Consider the following 18,283-nt stretch of genomic DNA (forward strand, 5'->3'; position numbering starts at 1 on the left):
AGTATCGATTGTGTTTAGCTAGCAGCTCGGCGATTGAGTGCAGCCTGCCGGCGTTTTTCCGTCTGCTTTTCTTTGAGCGCAGCGGCGAAGGCGTCAGCAACTTTCTGCAACTGTTCTGCCGTCATTTCAGCGCGGCACAGCTGGCTATCCACCGGCAATCCCAAGCTTGATTTCTGAAAAGCAGTGGCCTGTGCCGGCAACCATACGAGTTTACTAGCAGTTTCTACAATCGAATCCTCAAGGGCTTGCCGGCGTTTCCAGTCTTCAGGCTGAGCAGTGGAAAATCCTAGCGCTTGTCGGGCGTCTTCTACTTGTTGGGCTGCTTGGAACCGATGCCAGAACTTTAGATTCTCCTCTTGCCGGCGGTCGTAAATCGTTGCCGTGTTCACCGTGGGCTGCTGAGCGGCGACTGTGAGTTTAAACTCGGCATCCTCCAAGTTAGCTCCCTCTCAGAACGTTTCAGGACTGCTGCCGATTTCCCGCCACACCAGAACCTGGTAGCGAAATGCCTCCAATCGTTGCGCCCGTTCCTGTTCTTTCCAGCCGGCAACGGTTTCGGCAATGCGCTGTGTTTCCAAGTAGTGAGCGACTGCTTTCTGGTGACAGCAGATTCGCCCTAGTTCAGCCTGCCGACAATCGCATTTGTCGCCGTCAGGGATAATGTGCTGCGATACCTTCAAGCCTTTTTTGAGGGTCACCCAGCGATAGACGATGTAGCCGGCCTTTGACTCTTTAACCTCAAACCGACCGTCAGCTCCAAATAGAGTGAATGCATCTGCGGGTATCGGTGGCGCGGCTGCCGGCAACTCGCGCTGCTGTCGGGCTTTAGCCATGTCTATGATGTTGGGCATGGGTTCGGTATCGGGTGCCGGTTCATCCAAATTCAACCAATCAGTTGTTGCAACTTTAGGGAATTCGCATCTGCCGACAGCAGCGGCGATGATGCGTAGCGGCACCATCGCTAGTTCAAGCTGAAGGGCTGCAACGCTGCCCAGTTGTCCAGGTGCAAACTGGACAATCACAGGCCGCAAGAAATTTGCGATCGCGCTCAGCAGGTCATCTGTGAAATTCGTCAGAGGTTGGAAGGTAACTGATAACATGGTTTCTATTCCATTGATGAGTGGGATAACTGCCGGAGGTCATCTGTGAAATTCGTCAGAGGTTGGAAGGTAACTGATAACATGGTTTCTATTCCATTGATGAGTGGGATAACTGCCGGCCTGCGTCTGCCAAGATTTGGGGCCGGCATTGTTGTTTTTCAACTGTATCTACTATAGCTAATTGTCTAGGCAGCATCAATACAAACGCATTGATTAAGCTATACGACTTTCAGCGAACCCCAGGCTCGCAGATCGGGTTAGCTTATAGGCATTTTTCTAGGCGTACGCTTCCAAATCTTTAAGCCGTAAGCATTCCTTGCCGCGCAGTTTGTATAGCTTGATGTTCGACGGTGGGGGTGTTAGTAAATCAGCCGTCAATACAACGGTGTGGTTGTGCAGCTTGTATAGCTTGAGTGAGCTGAGGTCTGGAAGTGCCGGCTCTTGCAGCTCTGATAGGTATGTTGGCTGCTGTGGTTGCTCGGTAGGCGCGGCGCTAGGCTCAAGTTTTATGGGTTCGGGTTCGCAGGGTTGTTGTGGTTCTGACTGAGGTTTCGCCGACACGCGCTGGGCAGATTTAGCAGCTCGTCGTTGCGCCTTAACGTATAGAACGAAGTCGTAAGCAATCATCAGTGCGAAGACTGCCGGCAGGATGTAGAGAGCGATATCAACGGCGTGCATTGTGGCGTGTAGCATGGGTGGTTCCTCCATTGCGCCGGCGTGTAGAGTAGCGTGTCGGCTGATGTTTTGGGGGGCTTGCACCGTCCTGTTGCTGAGGGGATGGGAGGTAAACCGCTTGCTATGTCTCTACTGTAGACACAATCAATACGAGTGTCAATGCGTAAGTTATATGAATTCTAAGCTAGCACTGCCTAAACAAATTAGCCCTGCTTATAGGCTTTGTCAATGCCGCTACGTGGTGCTAGGTTGTATTTATAGATGTATAGCAACAGAGCAAGGCAATGGCTAAGAACCCCTACCAGCTTAATATTCGCGTAGACCTAGAGCTTAAGGAAGAATTCTTCACCTATGCGCGGGAAAACGGCAGCACAGTGACCGAACTGCTAGTGGAATACATGAAAGCCTGCGTAGGCCGGCCAACCGCCAAGGCTGCTGAAATCAATACCGATGAACTCGCCGATATCAAGGCACGCTTAGCCCATCTGGAGCTTGAGGTAAAAAAGTTGCCGGCATTGGCGATGCAGTAGCTAGCCTCAAGCAACGCCTAGACAGCCTAGGCAACGAACGGGTGGAGCTTCATGAACGCCTTGAAGTTATACAGGCAGAGCGGGATGCACTTCAACGGCATCTAGAGCAATCCGAGGCATCCCGCGCCCGGTACAGAGAGGAAGTCACGCAGCTATGCGCCCGTATCGAGGGACTGGAAGCCAACGTGCCGACGGAACCATCCCCTATGCTTGACCTCTGCCATCTGCGCGATCAGGTTCTCAAGGAATGGAGGGTGGCCAAGAAAGGAGAAACGCGAGAGCGGATTGAACTGGCCATTAACAAGTTCATCGAAAAGTTACAGGCCACGTCTGCCGACACTCAATCCCCAACCACCAAAATGCAGAATAACGACATCACATAATCCCGATTATGTAAGTTAGGCCCGTCAAAAAATTACCCGCTCTAGCAGGGTGAAAGCTTCTAGAGCGGGTGCAGTTTATTCGAGATAAACTCATGCTAGCAATTGATCATGCTCTCCAGCCGAACTCAAAAGACCTGGTTGCTTATTAGTTCTTACTATGGAGCAAGGGAAAGCAGGGAGAATTAACTTTTCTCACCTCCAACGAAACCCCTCTTAAGCTATCCTGGAAGGGCTAATCAGGGGAATAGGGGGTATCCTACCTTTGTTTTTTGACTATTAGTTTAAATTCCCTGCTTTCTCAACAACTTGTTTGAGGTCTTCAAAGGTAATACTACCGTCTTTATCTCCATACATTGCTAGCAATTCCTGGGGGCTAGTACCTGTTTCTGCTGAAATGATTGCACTTAGTCCAGGGCTTAAAAAAAGCTCATTACTTGAGACTTTGCCATCTTGATCAGTATCCAAGGTATTAAAAAGAGATTGAAGCTCTTGCTCAGTCGCCATAAGTTTTTACTCAAATTAGTTTTTTCAATTCAAAATATCAAAATTTTGAAAAAGATGCAAGAAAAGTTAAGATTTACTAAGTGGATAGCATCAGAAAAACTTTTCTTCATCTTGGGGGTGACCCATTATGTGAGTTAAGCCATTCAAAAAATTACCCGCTCTAGCAGGGTGGAAGCTTCTAGCACGGGTGCGTTTATTCGAGATACGGTAGCCATATCGATGCTAGAACGTTAACTGGCATCAGCCACGGCGGTGTCAACGATCCACTCCAACGGTCGAGGCTGAAAATTTAGTTCGCGTTTTGCCTTGGCATTCGATACGCCTCGCATCTGAGTACCGTAGTAAACAATATCCGCACCACCATCCCTTTTCAGAGCATCCTCAACTGATACCTGTGGCGGTGGTGGAGCATTCAGCCATCGAGCAAACGCAGGGAGCCATTCGCGCACCGCTAAAGGGTGATCGTTCGCAATCAGATAAACACCCCTGTTGCCCTGCTCTGCGGCTGCAACTGTGGCGATTGCTGCATCCTCAATGTGTAACCACGACCAAATACCTTCGCCATTGCCCACAATTGGAAACTGTTGTTGCCGCACCTGTTGCGCTACATCACCATCCGGATTAAACCAGGTACCGGATCCGTAGAAGAAACCATAGCGTAGAGCAATTCCTTCGAGATTGGATGTTTCCAATAAACGACGTTCAATCTCGCTCACAAGGCGAGCATCGGCTGCGACGGCGGGGGACGCATCAAGCGATAACGGTGTTTCCTCATCTGCCAATCCAGCACCAGGAATTCCCCAGAAGGCGACCGACTGTCTCAGGTAACGGCGCACCCCTGCTGCCTGTGCTGCCGCCAGCACATTGGCTCCCCCTTCCAACCGAATGCGCGTATTCAAAGGCGCTGCTGCACTCATTGATTCGCGGCTGTAAGTCCTGGGTAGAGCAGTGAGTTGTTCAATCACCACTTCCGGTTGAGCGTGGGCGATAGCCGCTTTAACTGAATCTGCGTCGAATACATCTGCGATTGCAGGTTCTATTCCCTGTGCCGCTAATGACTGTGCTCTTTCCGGAAAGCGGGTCATCGCTACAACGTTGTGTCCTCTAGCTAGTAATTGGTTGAGTAGCGGACGACCGACCGCTCCTGTTGCTCCAGCGACAAAAATCTTCATCTGTAAACCCTCTAAAACTTTGTTGACGTTGAGTATATTTCTGGTTCCATCATTTTCATTGCTTACTTCATAGCCTAAGACAATCAACAGAAATCTAAGTGGTGTTTCTTTGTTCTTATTAGGCAGAAATGGTAGGCACCCCGTAAGGCCCAAACTCTTCTATTTTTTGTATAGGTTTGGGCAGTCGGCAGACTTATTGAAGCAGCCAGGGCGCGGACACAGATTGCAACTATAAAAAATAGATTTTTCAGGATAGTGACCGACAACATAGCGCTTTTCAAAACTATCATTTCAGCGATTTTGGGGTGTTCACCGACACCCCATTTTTAAGACTTTTACGTCGAGGACTGGCCACTCGGTCTCAGTTGTTCTGTAAACGAGTTCAGCCTATTCTGCACTCAGTCTAATACTATTGCATTTTGTCAAGCGCCCTCATCCTTATGGGTGAACCCACTGAACGATGGTGAAACCCTCCAAAGCGATAAACTACTTGGGCGATGGTGGTGAGGGGTCTTGCCCCCTAATCTAGAAAGTGTAGAGATTCAACCCACTCAAACAACTATGCAACTTTCTGACAAGCAATTTTCTTCTGCCCAAGCTACCGCTCAAGTGAACAAGCCTCTACTTGTACTTGGATCAAAAGGCGATGCCGTTAAAGAACTGCAAAAGCTTCTCAACCACTGGGGTTACTACCTTACGATTGATGGGACCTTTGAGCAGGGAACCTTAAACATTGTGAAAGTTTTTCAGCGCCGCGTCTTCCTCAAAGCCGATGGGATTGTTGGGAATCTAACCTGGCAAGCGCTTTACACTGGCGCTCCTGTTAATATGCCAGTTTTGCAACGGGGAAGCAAAGGTCAAGCAGTTATTACACTTCAAGAAACCCTTAAAATTACAGGCCGCTATACAGGCCAGATTGACGGTGATTTTAGCTTAATAACTGACAGCGCCGTTCGGAGTTTCCAGAAAAATGCTGGCTTAGTTGCTGATGGCATTGTTGGTTCAAGGACATGGTACGCCTTGAGCAAAATTTTTGCCCCAGTAAAATAAGTAATTGAGGCTCATTAAAAATCAGCAGTCAGTACCCCCCCTTGGAAAGATTGCTTGGCTGCTGATAAAGGCGCTGAATTGAAGGGAAAGTCTTGCCCTATTGGCTTAGACATTCCCATGCTTCCCACGCACTTAACCGGGGGGTGCCCATACATTTAGTACAGGCTACTTTGGGGCATTCAAGCATCGAGACTACTGGCCGATATCTTCACACGAATCTGTTTGACAGTAGCGGTTTACATCTGCCGGTGTAAAGGTCGTTGTCTTATCGTACTCTTGCTGAGAAATGCGGCGGTGGCGTGCCCGTTTATCTGGTCCAGGCTACAATCGGATATTTTTCGCTTGAGACAAGTAGCCGATACTTGCATACCAACCCGGCCGATAGTAACCGACTCTATCTGCCGATTCATACCCAATCCGGTTAAGCTTGGCAACCCAAAAGTTAGGTGTGTGAGTCATGCATTCCTATTCAGTCGCGCCTGAAATATTGGGTGCATTGCGCCCTTCAATAAAATCTACTGCCTTAAACTGATTGAGCATTATTGCCGGAGCGGAATCCGAATCATGAACTCAGTTCCTTCTCTAGGGGTTGAGAAGCACTCTAGTTTGCCGCCATGTTTTTCAGTAATGATTTGGTAGCTAATGGACATTCCCATCCCGGTGCCTTTACCAAGGGGTTTGGTAGTGAAGAAAGGATCAAAGATTCGTTGTTGAACTGCTTTGGGGATACCGCTCCCGTTATCGGAGATCGCCACTTCTACCCATGTTGCATTAATGACTGCTGTCCGGATTGTAATTCGGCCTGAATTATCCTTAACCTCTTGATAGGTACGTTTAGCGTTGTTTTCTTCGATCGCATCAATAGAATTTACCAAGATATTCATAATTACTTGGTTAAATTGTCCGGCGTAGCATTCGACTAGCGGTAATGTACCGTAGTCTTTAATAATCTCAATTTCTGGTCGCTCAGATTTGGCCTTGAGGCGGTGCTGTAGAATCAACAGGGTGCTATCGATGCCTTCGTGAATATCCACCGCTTTGTATTCCGCTTCATCCATACGGGAAAAGTTACGGAGCGACAGCACAATTTGGCGAATGCGCTCAGTGCCGAGTTTCATTGAAGCCAACATTTTGGGAAGATCGTCTTGCAAAAACTCCAGCTCGATGTCTTCAGCAGTCGTTTGAATTTCAGCCGGAGGCTGGGAAATATGTTGTTGATACACTTGCAAAAGTCTTAATAAGTCCTCAGTGTATTCCTGCACATAATGTAGGTTGCCGTGGATGAAGTTGACTGGATTATTAATTTCATGAGCCACCCCTGCCACCAACTGCCCTAAACTTGACATTTTTTCCGCTTGAACGACTTGGGCCTGAGTGCGCTGTAGTTCTGCCAAGGCGTTTTTGAGTTCAGCTGTACGTTCTTCAACTCGGTCTTCTAGTTCTTCCTTGCTATGTTCTAACGCCATGAACAACTCGTTCAGCCGTCTTGCCATGTGATTAAAGGAGTGAGACAGGGTATTAAATTCTCGAATACTCCCTGTTTCTACCGTTTGATCTAAATTGCCAGATGCGATTGCTTCACTGGCTCGATTGAGACGAAGAATTGGACGAACAATCCAGCGGGCGGTGAAGATGCCCATGACTGAAGCAACGGCTAATGCACCCAAACAAAGCGCGATCGTGGTGCGCGTATTGGCATTAATTTGAGCCATAAATGCATTTTCAGGTAGACTCACAACCAATAACCAATCCAATCCATACTCATCGCGCCAAGGCATCACATTAACAAAATTTTGTTCTCCTTGCACTTCAAGCTTAAAGTCTTTGGCTTGAGAGATAGTTTGAAACCCATTAGAAGTTTGAATGTGTTTCGCAATAGATTGAATTATAGGATTGGAGCTATCAATCGCCTGCAATCGCTGAACTTGCGCCTTAACCACAGTAAAGGGCTTTTCGGTTCCAGAGTTGGCAATCAATGCACCGTTGCGCTCGACAAGAAACACTTGTCCTGATTTGCTAATATCCAAATTCCGTAGAAAGTCGCTCAGCTTCAGCAGATGAATTTCAGTTCCAATCATGCCGAGCAAGCGATTTTGTGGATCGTAGATTGGGCGCGTAGCTGCGACTGTAATATATGGACTGTCAGAAAGATTTACTGTATAGATTTTTCCCCAAATAGGCTTACCAGCGGCGATTGGCTCAGTGTACCAGGGTTGGTTAAGGCTATCATAATCCCAACGAGCGTTGAGTTTCGTTCGATTCCCCTGATTATCTGTGGTGTAATTCAGCAGATTTTTGGGTGGCTTAGACGTCCATTCCTCACGAGTGATGGTTTTGCCATCATAATGAGCAACTCCAAACCCCTGTCCGTTTGTCAGTCCAATTCCGGTATACGTCAGGTCATACAACTGCATCTGATCCCAAAAATGCTTCGCAACAGTTTCGTGATCGCGTACATCTAGTATACCTCTGCGAATCGCATTTGCATTCATCTGGTTCAGTGTTTGAGGGACAGCAAGATACGACTTCAGGTGCCCGTTAACCACATCGCTGCTGCGATCAATAAGCTGTTCTGCTAAATCATTGACTGCTCTCTGTCCATTTTTAAAGGACAAATAACCAACTAAGCCAACTGCCCCAAAAATCTGGAGTACAAAGGGAATAATGAGAACAATCTGTAGTGGAAGTGCATTGCATCTAAGCATGTGCTGAGGTTCCATTAGGGGAGGGAAGTTTGAGCGATTTCAAGCATAGAATTCCCAAACTATCCACACACCTAACTTTCTAGAAACCTTGTACAGAAGATACATCGTGATACCAAATCCGGTTATAAAACAGAGGTTACTACTGCAATGTTGTCTAGATGGATTCGCCCTAAATCTGCTTCAGCAGTTAAATAGGCAGTCAATTCATGTTCAATTTGCACCATAGGCATGGTGTGACGTTGCAAAAAAATGGGCATCATCTCCCGAACATAAGCAACAATCCGCAAACGGATCAATTGAAGATTTGTTTTGACAGCTTCAGAAATTCCAGCCATTTTAGCGAGAGTGCAGGTTGAAGCTTTCGCGCCTTCTGTGAGAAAAAGCGATCACTCAAGCACTCGAACGCCATCGCAAGTTAGGAGAATCAATTGCGGTTTGCGAGGGCGGTAGGGTAGTTGTAGCGACCTGCAATACTAAAGGATTATTGCCCCGTGAGTGAAGCTAGGGGAAGCGTCGGCATCTTCGTTTACCCCGACGATAACTCTCTATGCTTTGAAGTTGTGGGCTGGATTGTAGAGTAATCCCGACCCACTCACAAACAAAAAAGCTCCATCTGCCTGAGTGCCGATGGGGCTTTTTTGTAAGGATGATATATACAAAGCGCTCTACGCAATGCACAAAAATATTGCGTCAATCCGCTCTAAGCGAGATGTTAGGCGGTAGTCTCGATTTGAGCCAATTGGACAAAACAGCAATCGCCCAAATCATATGAATAAAGTTTTGGGCACTGGTTCGAATCCACTTCCTTGTAGCCAAGACGTTTCAACAGCCGAATGCTCCTCTGATTCATTGGATGCACAGTAGCCCACCATTCTGTTTTTGGTGCAACAGTCATGAGGTAATCCTGCCACCAGAGCATCGCCTCGAAAGCCAATCCTTTCCCCCACCAGGCTTCACCTAATAAATACGCCACCTCTCCCCATGCTCCACAACACGTTGCCTCAAGCCGGCCAATCGCTGGAAAAGGAGAATTTTTTAGCCGCATCACCATATTGAACCATCGCTCAGTAGGCGTTACCAAAGCTACAGGGCCGTGAGAACAAGCAGCGTACTCAGTCCTCAACTCCTCTATAGTCGGTGCATTTCCATCCGGATCGATAAAGGCAAGAACAGATGGTGTAGGCACCATTCGGACGACGTTTCAGTTTTAGAGTCCATACAGGCACGGTAAGAGCTGTTTTTCTGTTTTAACCATCTAATTTCCCCGACTGTTAAATTCTATGTTGGAAGAACCATTGGCGAGCAATACCAGTCAAGAAAGCTATCTAGTCACCGCCGTGATTTCTCATATCGTGAGACCAGGACGTGAACAAGGTTATGAAGCATGGTTTCATGGCATCGCCGCAGATGCACGAAAATTCAAGGGACATTTGGGTGTCAGCACGATTCGACCTCATGATCATACTCATCCTGAATACGTAGTCATTCTCAAGTTCGATTGCTACAACAATCTCAAAACCTGGATTGAATCAGATATTCGGCAAGAATGGATTGAGCGACTGCAACCCTTAATTGAAAAGCCTGAAACCATTCAAACCTTGACAGGTCTAGAAACCTGGTTTACACTTCCCAACAAACCTATGAAGGCTCCACCTCCGCGCTACAAAATGGCGAGCGTGACCTGGCTGGGAGTGTTTTTTACGATATCTATTCTCAATCGTTTGCTAGTACCGCTCCTAGCTGGGCTGCCGGTATTGCTCAGAACCTTGTTGGTTACAGGTCTAACGGTTGCCCTACTGACCTACGTGATTATGCCGCGCCTCACTCAACTCTTTCGCAAATGGCTGTATCCCGCTTGATCAAGTACATATCTTGCACATTCACAGGAATCTTCCATGTCTTGTCAACACCTGAACGAATTGACGCTAGAGACTATGATTTCAAAAGCCAATTACCCAGTATTTCGCTGTGAGGAATGCCTTCGGGTTGGCGGTCGCTGGGTTCACTTGAGAATTTGTCAAACCTGCGGCAAAATGCTGTGCTGCGACTCGTCTAAAAATCAACACGCTCGCCGTCATTACGAAGAAAGTGGACATGCGGTGATCAGTTCAGCTGAATTGGGAGAACAATGGCTGTGGTGTTTTGCCGATGAACAACAGAAGAACTATTGATCACGCGCCCCTTTTCTACTCGCGAGGAAACCATGATGTTAAATCAGCCTACCCTGACCTCAACGGATATTTGGCCGAGTTTACCCTTGGACGCATGGCAAGAGACCTATACCACCTTGCACATGTGGACTCAAATCATCGGCAAAATCCGATTTGCCCAAACTCCGTGGATTAATCATTCCTGGCATATTCCCCTCTATTTAACCGTTCGGGGACTGACTACTTCCACGATTCCCTATGGCAGCCGCATCTTTCAAATCGACTTTGATTTCATTGATCATGAGCTGCTGATTCAAACCAGCGAAGGGGCAAGGCGGGCGATCGCCCTCTACCCTCGCTCTGTTGCTGATTTTTATCAGACTGTGATGGAAACTCTGAGAGAATTAGATCTTCACATCACAATTAACACCAAACCGAATGAAGTCCCTGATCCAATTCGATTTGAGCAGGATGAAACCCATGCTGCTTATGATGCCGATTATGCCAATCGATGCTGGCGAGTGCTGCTACAGTCCGATCGCGTCTTTCGAGAATTTCGTTCACATTTTTCCGGCAAGGTTAGTCCGGTTCATTTTTTCTGGGGGAGTTTTGATTTAGCAGTGACTCGCTTTTCGGGGCGATCGGCTCCTGAACATCCGGGAGGGGTGCCAAATTTACCGGATGCAGTGGCGCAGGAAGCCTATTCCCAGGAAGTCAGTAGTGTCGGATTTTGGCCCGGAGCCGGATTATCATACCCAGCGTTTTATTCCTATGCGTACCCAGAACCCGATGGGTTTAAGCAGGCTGAGGTTCGTCCCGAGGCTGCATTTTACAATAAAGAGTTAGGCGAATTTATTTTGCCCTATGACGCTGTCCGCGAGGCAGAATCACCGGATCAGATGTTGTTAGAGTTCTTGCAAAGCACCTACGAAGCTGCCGCTAGGTTAGGCAACTGGAATCAAAAGGAACTTCAGCAGTTGACGTTTAAGTCGCAACTGCATTCCTAAATTGGCGTTTAACTGGCAGATCTTAAGTGGTCAAATGTAGGACAATTTCGCAGACTGGTTTAAACGACCCAAATTTATTTCATCAGCGATTTGCTGCTGGAGTCCCGCTTTCAACCTTTCATTACAGTCAGAAAAATAGAAAAAAAACCCTGCATGAATGTGCAGGGGAGAGAAAACTACGGTTTACCAGTAAAAGTTGAATCTTAATGGAAAGACTGCCGAACTAAATCCAGAACCGCCGACTGAATCGGGCGGTGCTTCTGAGCCGGACAACGGCGGTCATAAATCCTCCGCAAAACCTGCGGACTGTGACCCATCGCATAAGCCAGAGAAGCAATGTCCGAGTCAGAGGCTCCGTTATCCAAAAAATGAGTCGCAAAAATGTCCCGCAGCAAGTGAGGAGTCAAACGCTGCCCCGTTAAAGCATGAGCAGCCGAGCTAATGAAGCCCGCCATACTATCCTCAGCAAAAGGCGTGCCATTGTGCCTCACGAAAACGAATTCACCAACCGGGTCGAACTGCAAGCGACCCGGCCACAAACGGCCAACCTTCTGCGCGCCTGGATTGAAAGCAGCGCCGCAGGAGCGCCAACTCCCGTCCGACATTTTGTAATAGCCATAAAGCCATGTTTCCAAATAATCGTAGAAACAGCGACCGTCATCGAACTGCACATTAGGAATTTCCAACTCTTGGTGTCCGTAAGTCTTACCCGTTTTATAGGACTCTGGCGTTAAATCCTTGACCCAGAGGCCATCCGGTGTTCTGTACAGATAACCACAATTGCGGTCGCGGTTGCGACCCGTCGGCAGAGGCTGGTACAAACCGTCAGCAGGTACATCCACAGGTCGCTTTACGGGACACTCCAGAGCCATTTTTAGCTCTCTCAACTCCTGTTGCCGCCGAGGGGGACTATAGGTCAAACATCCCCAGAGTACATAGCGTTGGAAACTATAAGCACTCGCTTTCAGAGACCGGGGAGAGCCGCACGCCAACTTTGGTTGGCACTCCAAGCGCAGCGGTTCAACAACTAACTTCCAAACGTCCGTCAACTCCAGCCACTTCTTCTCCTGAGCCGCCACCGGCGCGTGGTTTTTCAACTCCTTCGTTCCTAGTGACAGCCGCCGGCGCAGCACCTCCACAGCCGGCACTTCTCTATAATCGCTAGAGCTGATTTCCGTGTGGTATTGAAACTTTGCCACCGCCAGTAGCGCACACAGGTAATTCTTGCGGGTGTGAGGGCTTGTAGCGCCTCGCTCCTCGATCAAAAAATTAGAGAATTCGCAAATCCAGCGATCCACATAATCCCCAACCTTAGCAGCCTTAGCTACCGCCGCGTCCTTATCCCCCACATACTTGAGTTCAACTGGCGGAATTAAGGTACTCAAAGACAATTCTTCCAGTGGTATGCCCCAGGATTTGTGGAACCAACCCAGCAGGTGACGGAGCAGACCAATTTGGTTGCGGCAGGCTCTGGTTTTTACCGGGTCTTCTAACCGGCCTGGCCAGTGGGCTGAGGTACGAAACTTGTAAAAATCTTCAGTTTCAGCTTTCAGCTTATCTGACACTTGTTCTTTTCGTAAGCCGTAAGGCGGCAAAGCAGAGCGGTTCGTCAATAGCGTCTTCGCCATCATTCCATAGCCACGACGCCGGCGGTCCCCGCAGCAATCAACAGCTTTCTCAGGTAAGGTATTTCCCGGCCACCACCCCTGCTGGCTGCACCAAGAAACAAGTTCCTTGAGCCGACAACGATAAACCACCTGACTACTCGCAGAAGGTTGCAGCCGCTCAAAAACTTTTTCTTGAACTTCCAATGCAGTTGTGAATTGCTCAACGGTTATACCTTTTTTAAACGCCGTTGCCCGGTCTATTTCAACGCGCGTGGGCTTGCGACCTTTGACAAGCTCCAAGCCCCATCCGGGTAAAGTATAACGGTTGATAGCCGTTTCAGTTTGAGCGATAATCTCTTGCTCTTTCTTTTGCGGATGCTGGCTCTGAATGTGAGTCGCATAAAGGCACAGAATATCGGCCAAAAACAGATTGCTTTTCATAGTTATAAATCCTTGTTGGTGAAAACTTTAACAATTTAGGTATTGTGCAAGTGCTACGCAGTCTTAAAAACACAGACACCTCAGAAATTCCCTCTTGTTTAAATTATAATAAAAACATAAGTAAACTACAACTTTACTGTGTTTATTGCTATTAGCTTTGATTGGCTACAAACCTTACAAAATAATGCTTTCATCCTCATAACTCTGCTTATTTATAAAATAAGCTTCCAACTATTTATAATCTCAAAAAAACTTGGATTATGCGTATGAGCTAATACCTTACTACGCTGAGTAAGGTAGAAAATTAATCCCAGATTCCAACCCCAAGGCCGGTTAAAACTACTGAAAACTAGCTCTTGCCCAGTAGCTATTGCTTGTAGGGCAGCGGCTTCTGGATTTTGTATTTGACAGTCAAAATGCAGTCGTGTGGCTTTGGACAGAAAAAAATTCATAGTGCAATCAGTAAGACTAATAAAGGGCTAGCTTGTCAAAAATATTGGGATTCCGACTAATGGTTACTTTGTGTTGGTAATGGAGCGGGTAAATACTCTAGTCTTCTAGCAAATTGCTCAACAACTTCTGAGCGAGAAATCCCGTGTATTTTGGCATAAGAATCCAGTATGTTGATGGCCGTTGGCGTCAGGCTAACGGTGCAGGCTTTTTTGAGTTCGTCATACATTTCTGGCTGATTTCTCATACTTTTATGTTTGGGTTTAGCCATGTCAAAATCTCCTTTTTGATTCGGTGAACAAACTTTCAATTGGATTCGACGTAAAAATAGACAAAAAAAAAGGAGTTCGGGTGAACTCCTTGTAAAGGTTGTGATTTTATTTAATTATTGGCTGTCAAGCATTGAAGAAATCAACCGCTCGCCAGACAAGGTGAGTGTCGAAACTTTAGAGAAAGTTATGAATGCTAAGGTTGAATAGTAGTGTTGGCTTCTTTTGGTGCAGCATTAGCCGGCACTTATAAGCTTTTACCTATTCCGAAATATTCTAGCATGGGCAATCAAACTTAGCCACAATTTAAAAATTTTAAAAAATGATTTAGTTTTTAAGTACCTGCTAGATTGCCTTTAGGTCTTAATAAGAGCAGGGTAGTGCTTGAACATTTAACTTTTAACTTTCAGTCTGCTTTCCACCCGATCCATTTTACGTCAAGTCTCTTTTCACCGGCGAAAGCGCCTGATTCAAGCCAGCCGTATGGCTCCAGCCGATATAGCCGGCATAAATCATTCTGCCATCGGCTCTGCTTGAGTTGTTGAGTGAGATGATAGCTCTCCTAGGCGGCTTGCGCGTCCTGGGTGCAAACTTTGGAGGATCTAAGCACGGTGTCTTCACCCATCAACCAGAGACGCTGACCAATGACTTCTTCGTGAACCTGCTCGACTTGGGCACGACGTGGAAGGCAACCTCTGAAGATGAATATGAGTTTGAAGGGAGTGATCGCAAAACCGGCGAACTTAAGTGGACTGCTACCCGTGTTGACCTGATCTTCGGTTCAAACTCTCAGCTCCGAGCCTTGGCAGAAGTTTACGGATGTGTGGACTCGCAGCAGAAGTTTGTGAATGACTTTGTGGCGGTGTGGGACAAGGTGATGAACCTTGATCGCTATGACCTTCGCTCAGTCTTAGCACAAAGCTCTGCAAGGGGTTTCTAAGTCTAGCGTCAGCTACGCTAACTAGCAGTAATTTTGAACGCGAGTAGAAGCCAGAGACAAAAATGAGAGCGGCGTTTTAACTTGTCTTGAAACGCCGCTCTCGGCTTTATACCTTGATGTAAAGCTGCTTAAAAACTGCAATTAGGTTCTTGTTGGTGCCTAATTGTGCAATTGTTAACATGACCCAAAGCACACAGAAAATCCACTATATAAAATAGCTGCCCACAACGTTATGTGCAGCTGCATGCAGAGTAAATCTAACCTCTTGATGTACGTCGCTACTTGTTCCGAAGCATAACGGTGAAGTGCAGCGGCGGTATCTAAAATTGAATTCAGCACTAGCAGCTTTCGTCCGTCCGCTGCCACGCAGTGTTAGGTAGTATATAGCACCTCTCATGCTTAAGTTAACTGAATGCTTCGTAGGATGAGAATTACTGAGAAAAAACAACTTTAATCAAATGTCTGATAGTCCAATTCTCTAATCTAGAAGCAACTTGAGAAACATTATCTTGACCGTGCTTCCAATGCAAACCATCGTTGTAAATTATACCCAACAAATAGTATATTTCTGGTATGCTTACTCCAATTTCTTCAGCAAAATCTAATTTTTTTCGTGTTGTATGAATGTTAAGAAATTTTTCTTTTTCGCTAACATCCTGAATTTTTTCATACACAAACTTTTCAATTCTTTTCCTAATGGCGCAGCAAATTGCGAAAGGATCATATTCAGTTTCTCGGTTTAAGTATTTTTTTACCTCTTTATTTATGAAATCATCAAAATTTTGTCCTTCGCCCCAAGTTTCTTTCAAAGAGAGTTTCCTAAATTCAAGCCTTTTATTAATACAAGAAGGATGAAAATGGAAAAGATGTCTTGAAATATCATCTCTTATTGAGGATTCATCTCGTTTACACAATAAATCAATCAGGCTCTGATTTACTTTTAACTTCCAGTCGTATAAGTAATAAATTTTTTGCTTACTGAAGGCAAAATTTCTAAAGTAATTCGGATCTAAATGCGTCAGAATAAGTGGATAGATTCTTCTACCCATTAATCTATATTCTTCAATCATTTCCGTTATGTAATACTGTACAGCAATTAAATTAGCATCATCTAGATAATCAAAAACTTCGTCAATCACCAAGATATTACTATTCTTTCTAAGGCTTCTTCTAGCTTTTTCTAAAAGTGCAACAAAGCTGAGAGTATCTCTTTCTCCATTGGAAATAGAGTAAAATTCCGGAAATTCAACTATTAGTTTTCCTCTTGACTCTTTCAAGATAACTTCTTTCCAAGAGGCATTAAATGACTTTAATATTTCCTTGTAATTTTGTTTCTCAAGTTCATAAACTTTATATCTACAAGCATTCTTAAAGTCAGCTTTGTTATTATTGTAAAGATCTATTAACTGAATTGAAGCTAAAAAATTTTTCGCGATTGAACCGAAACAATTAAATTGTCGAATAATTTGGGCTAAATCACTTAAATAATTTACTTTGCTCAAATGCTCAATTTTATCAGTTTCAATCCATTTAATTAAATCTTGAGAAGTTCCTACCTGCCTATTTAGTTCATCGATAAATTTATTTATTTTCTGTTGAATTTGATTTTCTAGAGCGTTTTCCAGAATTGAAATTTCTTCATTAACTCTCTTTATGAAGGTTAAATTAGCTAATAGTGGCGTGATATTCGGCAGTACTTTACTATTTGATCCAAATCGTTGTTTTTGAGTTGTAAGTGAATAGTTGAATTTCACCTTTTCTGGGACTTCATCAACTAAAGTCACTGGATTTATTATCATCTTCGAGCCATAGTTTACTCCAGTACCTTTGGCACCCACTTGGCTGTTAATTACAAAGTAGTCAAAGTGATCTTTGATAGTGTTGACTAAATCACTGGCTTCTAGATCGATGGTTATGTTGTCGGGCTTCTCATATTTTATGAAAAACTTTGGTCGGTTTTTGTTGTCGTATTCATGAAGCGAGTATTCATCAATGATCAGTCTATCTGTTTGTAGTAAATTAAATGCGGCAGCTAATGAGCTTTTCCCAAATCCATTTGGAGCAACTAAAATACTTGGCTTATTAGGCAAGATATCTAAGTTAAAACATTTTTTCTTAATACCCTTAATGTTTTCTATCGCAATTGTTTTAAGTGTCATTACCTTATATCAGCTGAATAAAAAATTTTATGAACGTTATTCTACCTAGCAACCAAGCTCACCCGCCGCCGGAAGCGAAGGCTTGGAGCGAGACACGAGCGGAAAGCCGAAGCTGTAGGCGGTCGGGTGCAGCGCCTTGTTAGGCTAGTGTTGGATGGTATTACCTGTTGTCTATCTATGGTGTTTGTGCGTCTAATAAATCCTCTTCGGCAGCACGAAATGCCTTCGCCCAAATATCGGCGAATGGCGCTATGCTTGCATGAAGGCTGCTTCCAGCGTGCTTTGCAAAATCTTCTAATACGATAATTGGGTCTGTGCTTGGAACACTCGGAGTGCTCGATGTCCGCGCCAGCTCTGTTCGCAATGATTGGAACAATTCAATTTGAAGAAACGCATTTGCATCGTCTTCCGTGACTTCGGCACGGAGCGTATGTGCAATCCTATTCCGAATCTTGTTTAGCCGACGGATTCCTGGAAGCAGGTAGTCTGTTCCCGGTTCGCCCGTACCTACCAAAGCTACTTTTTGAGAAAAAGAAATGTGAGCTTCTGCCAGTGAGCCAAGTTGGGGATTTTTTGCCTGAACATACTCTGTCAGAAAATGTTCAACAAACAGATGAGATGCCAGAATTCGGCCTATTGTTGTAGTGTCCTGCTCCCAACACGTTGTGATGTAGCGGAAGTCGGCATCAAACTTTTGCCGTGCCTCCTCATGGCCGCCCATTAAACGTATCACATGCTTTACAACAGTTTCAGGATTTGGAAAAGTCATTTTCTGTAATTTTACATTAAGCTTGCAACCGTGCGGTAGCCCTATCGCATTCAGCAACGCTGCGCACACCGGCCTAACTATTTATTATAAGGAAAGTTTCCGTATAATCTTTTTCTCAATCCTAATACATCAAGCATTATAACGGATTCTTGCCTGAATCTACGGAAAACTTCTTTTTTACCCGCTTATTTAGGTATATAGCGTTTCTCAAATAGATGAAGTACAGTAACAGCAGTGAGTAAACCAATTAAGAAGTTCCTGAGAGGACACTTGTTGGTAGGCTAGTGTAATCGCTTCATCCAAGGCTCGATAAGTTCTTGCTCCTATCGTCCGCAATATCCCTTTGATTTTTGACCAGCAATTCTCGATGGG

General features: G+C 45.6%; 21 protein-coding genes. 8 read left to right on the plus strand and 13 right to left on the minus strand.

Features of this window, described 5'->3' with window-relative positions; translation table 11 throughout:
• Window positions 1–14 precede the first annotated feature (14 nt).
• From H6F93_RS01905 to H6F93_RS01915, 3 genes are all read right to left on the minus strand, one after another.
• Complete coding sequence (locus H6F93_RS01905; protein WP_190678772.1) at window positions 15–437, minus strand: hypothetical protein; 423 nt, start codon at window positions 435–437, stop codon at window positions 15–17.
• Window positions 438–449: 12 nt separating this feature from the next.
• Window positions 450–1,100: a hypothetical protein gene (locus H6F93_RS01910; RefSeq protein ID WP_190678774.1), complete on the minus strand. Its 651-nt coding sequence runs from the start codon at window positions 1,098–1,100 to the stop codon at window positions 450–452.
• A gap of 276 nt (window positions 1,101–1,376) precedes the next feature.
• On the minus strand, window positions 1,377–1,859 hold the full coding sequence (locus H6F93_RS01915) for a hypothetical protein (RefSeq protein WP_190678776.1): 483 nt from the start codon (window positions 1,857–1,859) through the stop codon (window positions 1,377–1,379).
• A gap of 200 nt (window positions 1,860–2,059) precedes the next feature.
• On the opposite strand from H6F93_RS01915, the gene H6F93_RS01920 reads away from it, so the two are divergent.
• Window positions 2,060–2,305, plus strand: coding sequence for a hypothetical protein (locus H6F93_RS01920; protein WP_190678778.1), 246 nt, complete (start codon window positions 2,060–2,062; stop codon window positions 2,303–2,305).
• A 41-nt stretch (window positions 2,306–2,346) separates the two neighbouring features.
• Window positions 2,347–2,688, plus strand: a complete 342-nt coding sequence (locus tag H6F93_RS33620; RefSeq protein ID WP_206755698.1) for a hypothetical protein — start codon at window positions 2,347–2,349, stop codon at window positions 2,686–2,688.
• 276 nt (window positions 2,689–2,964) lie between these two features.
• Here the strand turns inward: H6F93_RS33620 and H6F93_RS01930 are convergent, their stop codons facing one another.
• Complete coding sequence (locus H6F93_RS01930; protein WP_190678783.1) at window positions 2,965–3,192, minus strand: EF-hand domain-containing protein; 228 nt, start codon at window positions 3,190–3,192, stop codon at window positions 2,965–2,967.
• A gap of 230 nt (window positions 3,193–3,422) precedes the next feature.
• The gene (locus H6F93_RS01935; protein WP_190678786.1) at window positions 3,423–4,364 is read right to left on the minus strand and encodes an NAD-dependent epimerase/dehydratase family protein; all 942 of its coding nucleotides are present in this window, start codon (window positions 4,362–4,364) and stop codon (window positions 3,423–3,425) included.
• 561 nt (window positions 4,365–4,925) lie between these two features.
• Between H6F93_RS01935 and H6F93_RS01940 the strand changes: the two genes are divergently transcribed.
• Both H6F93_RS01940 and H6F93_RS34980 read left to right on the plus strand, forming a co-directional pair.
• Window positions 4,926–5,414, plus strand: a complete 489-nt coding sequence (locus tag H6F93_RS01940; RefSeq protein ID WP_190678788.1) for a peptidoglycan-binding domain-containing protein — start codon at window positions 4,926–4,928, stop codon at window positions 5,412–5,414.
• Between the two features lie 92 nt (window positions 5,415–5,506).
• Entirely contained in the window at window positions 5,507–5,668 is a 162-nt protein-coding gene (locus H6F93_RS34980) for a site-specific integrase (protein WP_199313428.1), read from the plus strand.
• 67 nt (window positions 5,669–5,735) lie between these two features.
• On the opposite strand, the gene H6F93_RS01950 is transcribed toward H6F93_RS34980, so the two are convergent.
• The 4 genes from H6F93_RS01950 to H6F93_RS01965 all read right to left on the minus strand — a co-directional run bounded on the left by H6F93_RS01950 (window position 5,736) and on the right by H6F93_RS01965 (window position 9,308).
• Window positions 5,736–5,873, minus strand: a complete 138-nt coding sequence (locus H6F93_RS01950; RefSeq protein ID WP_190678790.1) for a hypothetical protein — start codon at window positions 5,871–5,873, stop codon at window positions 5,736–5,738.
• Between the two features lie 80 nt (window positions 5,874–5,953).
• The gene (locus H6F93_RS33760; protein WP_242043265.1) at window positions 5,954–8,119 is read right to left on the minus strand and encodes an ATP-binding protein; all 2,166 of its coding nucleotides are present in this window, start codon (window positions 8,117–8,119) and stop codon (window positions 5,954–5,956) included.
• 122 nt (window positions 8,120–8,241) lie between these two features.
• Window positions 8,242–8,454, minus strand: a complete 213-nt coding sequence (locus H6F93_RS01960; protein ID WP_190678795.1) for a hypothetical protein — start codon at window positions 8,452–8,454, stop codon at window positions 8,242–8,244.
• A gap of 377 nt (window positions 8,455–8,831) precedes the next feature.
• Window positions 8,832–9,308, minus strand: coding sequence for a GNAT family N-acetyltransferase (locus tag H6F93_RS01965; RefSeq protein WP_190678797.1), 477 nt, complete (start codon window positions 9,306–9,308; stop codon window positions 8,832–8,834).
• 91 nt (window positions 9,309–9,399) lie between these two features.
• Between H6F93_RS01965 and H6F93_RS01970 the strand changes: the two genes are divergently transcribed.
• From H6F93_RS01970 to H6F93_RS01980, 3 genes are read left to right on the plus strand one after another with little or no spacing between them, the layout of a single operon-like run.
• Window positions 9,400–9,978 (plus strand): putative antibiotic biosynthesis monooxygenase, encoded by a 579-nt coding sequence (locus H6F93_RS01970; RefSeq protein WP_190678799.1) that lies wholly within the window; start codon window positions 9,400–9,402, stop codon window positions 9,976–9,978.
• A gap of 36 nt (window positions 9,979–10,014) precedes the next feature.
• Entirely contained in the window at window positions 10,015–10,290 is a 276-nt protein-coding gene (locus H6F93_RS01975; RefSeq protein ID WP_190678802.1) for a UBP-type zinc finger domain-containing protein, read from the plus strand.
• 32 nt (window positions 10,291–10,322) lie between these two features.
• Window positions 10,323–11,276 carry a DUF5996 family protein gene (locus H6F93_RS01980; protein WP_242043266.1) on the plus strand — a complete coding sequence of 318 codons (954 nt, stop codon included), beginning with the start codon at window positions 10,323–10,325 and terminating at the stop codon, window positions 11,274–11,276.
• 203 nt (window positions 11,277–11,479) lie between these two features.
• On the opposite strand, the gene H6F93_RS01985 is transcribed toward H6F93_RS01980, so the two are convergent.
• Both H6F93_RS01985 and H6F93_RS01990 read right to left on the minus strand, forming a co-directional pair.
• Window positions 11,480–13,324 carry a tyrosine-type recombinase/integrase gene (locus H6F93_RS01985; RefSeq protein WP_190678804.1) on the minus strand — a complete coding sequence of 615 codons (1,845 nt, stop codon included), beginning with the start codon at window positions 13,322–13,324 and terminating at the stop codon, window positions 11,480–11,482.
• A 508-nt stretch (window positions 13,325–13,832) separates the two neighbouring features.
• Entirely contained in the window at window positions 13,833–14,045 is a 213-nt protein-coding gene (locus H6F93_RS01990) for a hypothetical protein (protein ID WP_190678807.1), read from the minus strand.
• Between the two features lie 548 nt (window positions 14,046–14,593).
• Between H6F93_RS01990 and H6F93_RS01995 the strand changes: the two genes are divergently transcribed.
• The gene (locus H6F93_RS01995; protein WP_242043267.1) at window positions 14,594–14,983 is read left to right on the plus strand and encodes a peroxidase family protein; all 390 of its coding nucleotides are present in this window, start codon (window positions 14,594–14,596) and stop codon (window positions 14,981–14,983) included.
• Window positions 14,984–15,414: 431 nt separating this feature from the next.
• Here the strand turns inward: H6F93_RS01995 and H6F93_RS02000 are convergent, their stop codons facing one another.
• Together H6F93_RS02000 and H6F93_RS02005 are read right to left on the minus strand one after the other, a co-directional pair.
• On the minus strand, window positions 15,415–17,142 hold the full coding sequence (locus H6F93_RS02000) for a hypothetical protein (RefSeq protein WP_190678809.1): 1,728 nt from the start codon (window positions 17,140–17,142) through the stop codon (window positions 15,415–15,417).
• Window positions 17,143–17,317: 175 nt separating this feature from the next.
• Window positions 17,318–17,911 (minus strand): hypothetical protein, encoded by a 594-nt coding sequence (locus tag H6F93_RS02005; protein WP_190678811.1) that lies wholly within the window; start codon window positions 17,909–17,911, stop codon window positions 17,318–17,320.
• Window positions 17,912–18,283: the final 372 nt, after the last annotated feature.

It is taken from the genome of Leptolyngbya sp. FACHB-671, assembly GCF_014695745.1.
In the GTDB taxonomy this organism is placed as follows: domain Bacteria; phylum Cyanobacteriota; class Cyanobacteriia; order Elainellales; family Elainellaceae; genus JAAUTN01.

Bases quoted from the DNA above. Each gene is read 5' to 3' on its own strand.
- H6F93_RS01910 (WP_190678774.1), bottom strand. From the start codon at position 1,100: ATGTTATCAGTTACCTTCCAACCTCTGACGAATTTCACAGATGACCTG.
- H6F93_RS01920 (WP_190678778.1), top strand. From the start codon at position 2,060: ATGGCTAAGAACCCCTACCAGCTTAATATTCGCGTAGACCTAGAGCTT.
- H6F93_RS01930 (WP_190678783.1), bottom strand. From the start codon at position 3,192: ATGGCGACTGAGCAAGAGCTTCAATCTCTTTTTAATACCTTGGATACT.
- H6F93_RS01935 (WP_190678786.1), bottom strand. From the start codon at position 4,364: ATGAAGATTTTTGTCGCTGGAGCAACAGGAGCGGTCGGTCGTCCGCTA.
- H6F93_RS01940 (WP_190678788.1), top strand. From the start codon at position 4,926: ATGCAACTTTCTGACAAGCAATTTTCTTCTGCCCAAGCTACCGCTCAA.
- H6F93_RS01950 (WP_190678790.1), bottom strand. From the start codon at position 5,873: ATGACTCACACACCTAACTTTTGGGTTGCCAAGCTTAACCGGATTGGG.
- H6F93_RS33760 (WP_242043265.1), bottom strand. From the start codon at position 8,119: ATGCTTAGATGCAATGCACTTCCACTACAGATTGTTCTCATTATTCCC.
- H6F93_RS01960 (WP_190678795.1), bottom strand. From the start codon at position 8,454: ATGGCTGGAATTTCTGAAGCTGTCAAAACAAATCTTCAATTGATCCGT.
- H6F93_RS01965 (WP_190678797.1), bottom strand. From the start codon at position 9,308: ATGGTGCCTACACCATCTGTTCTTGCCTTTATCGATCCGGATGGAAAT.
- H6F93_RS01970 (WP_190678799.1), top strand. From the start codon at position 9,400: ATGTTGGAAGAACCATTGGCGAGCAATACCAGTCAAGAAAGCTATCTA.
- H6F93_RS01975 (WP_190678802.1), top strand. From the start codon at position 10,015: ATGTCTTGTCAACACCTGAACGAATTGACGCTAGAGACTATGATTTCA.
- H6F93_RS01980 (WP_242043266.1), top strand. From the start codon at position 10,323: ATGATGTTAAATCAGCCTACCCTGACCTCAACGGATATTTGGCCGAGT.
- H6F93_RS01985 (WP_190678804.1), bottom strand. From the start codon at position 13,324: ATGAAAAGCAATCTGTTTTTGGCCGATATTCTGTGCCTTTATGCGACT.
- H6F93_RS01990 (WP_190678807.1), bottom strand. From the start codon at position 14,045: ATGGCTAAACCCAAACATAAAAGTATGAGAAATCAGCCAGAAATGTAT.
- H6F93_RS01995 (WP_242043267.1), top strand. From the start codon at position 14,594: ATGATAGCTCTCCTAGGCGGCTTGCGCGTCCTGGGTGCAAACTTTGGA.
- H6F93_RS02000 (WP_190678809.1), bottom strand. From the start codon at position 17,142: ATGACACTTAAAACAATTGCGATAGAAAACATTAAGGGTATTAAGAAA.
- H6F93_RS02005 (WP_190678811.1), bottom strand. From the start codon at position 17,911: ATGACTTTTCCAAATCCTGAAACTGTTGTAAAGCATGTGATACGTTTA.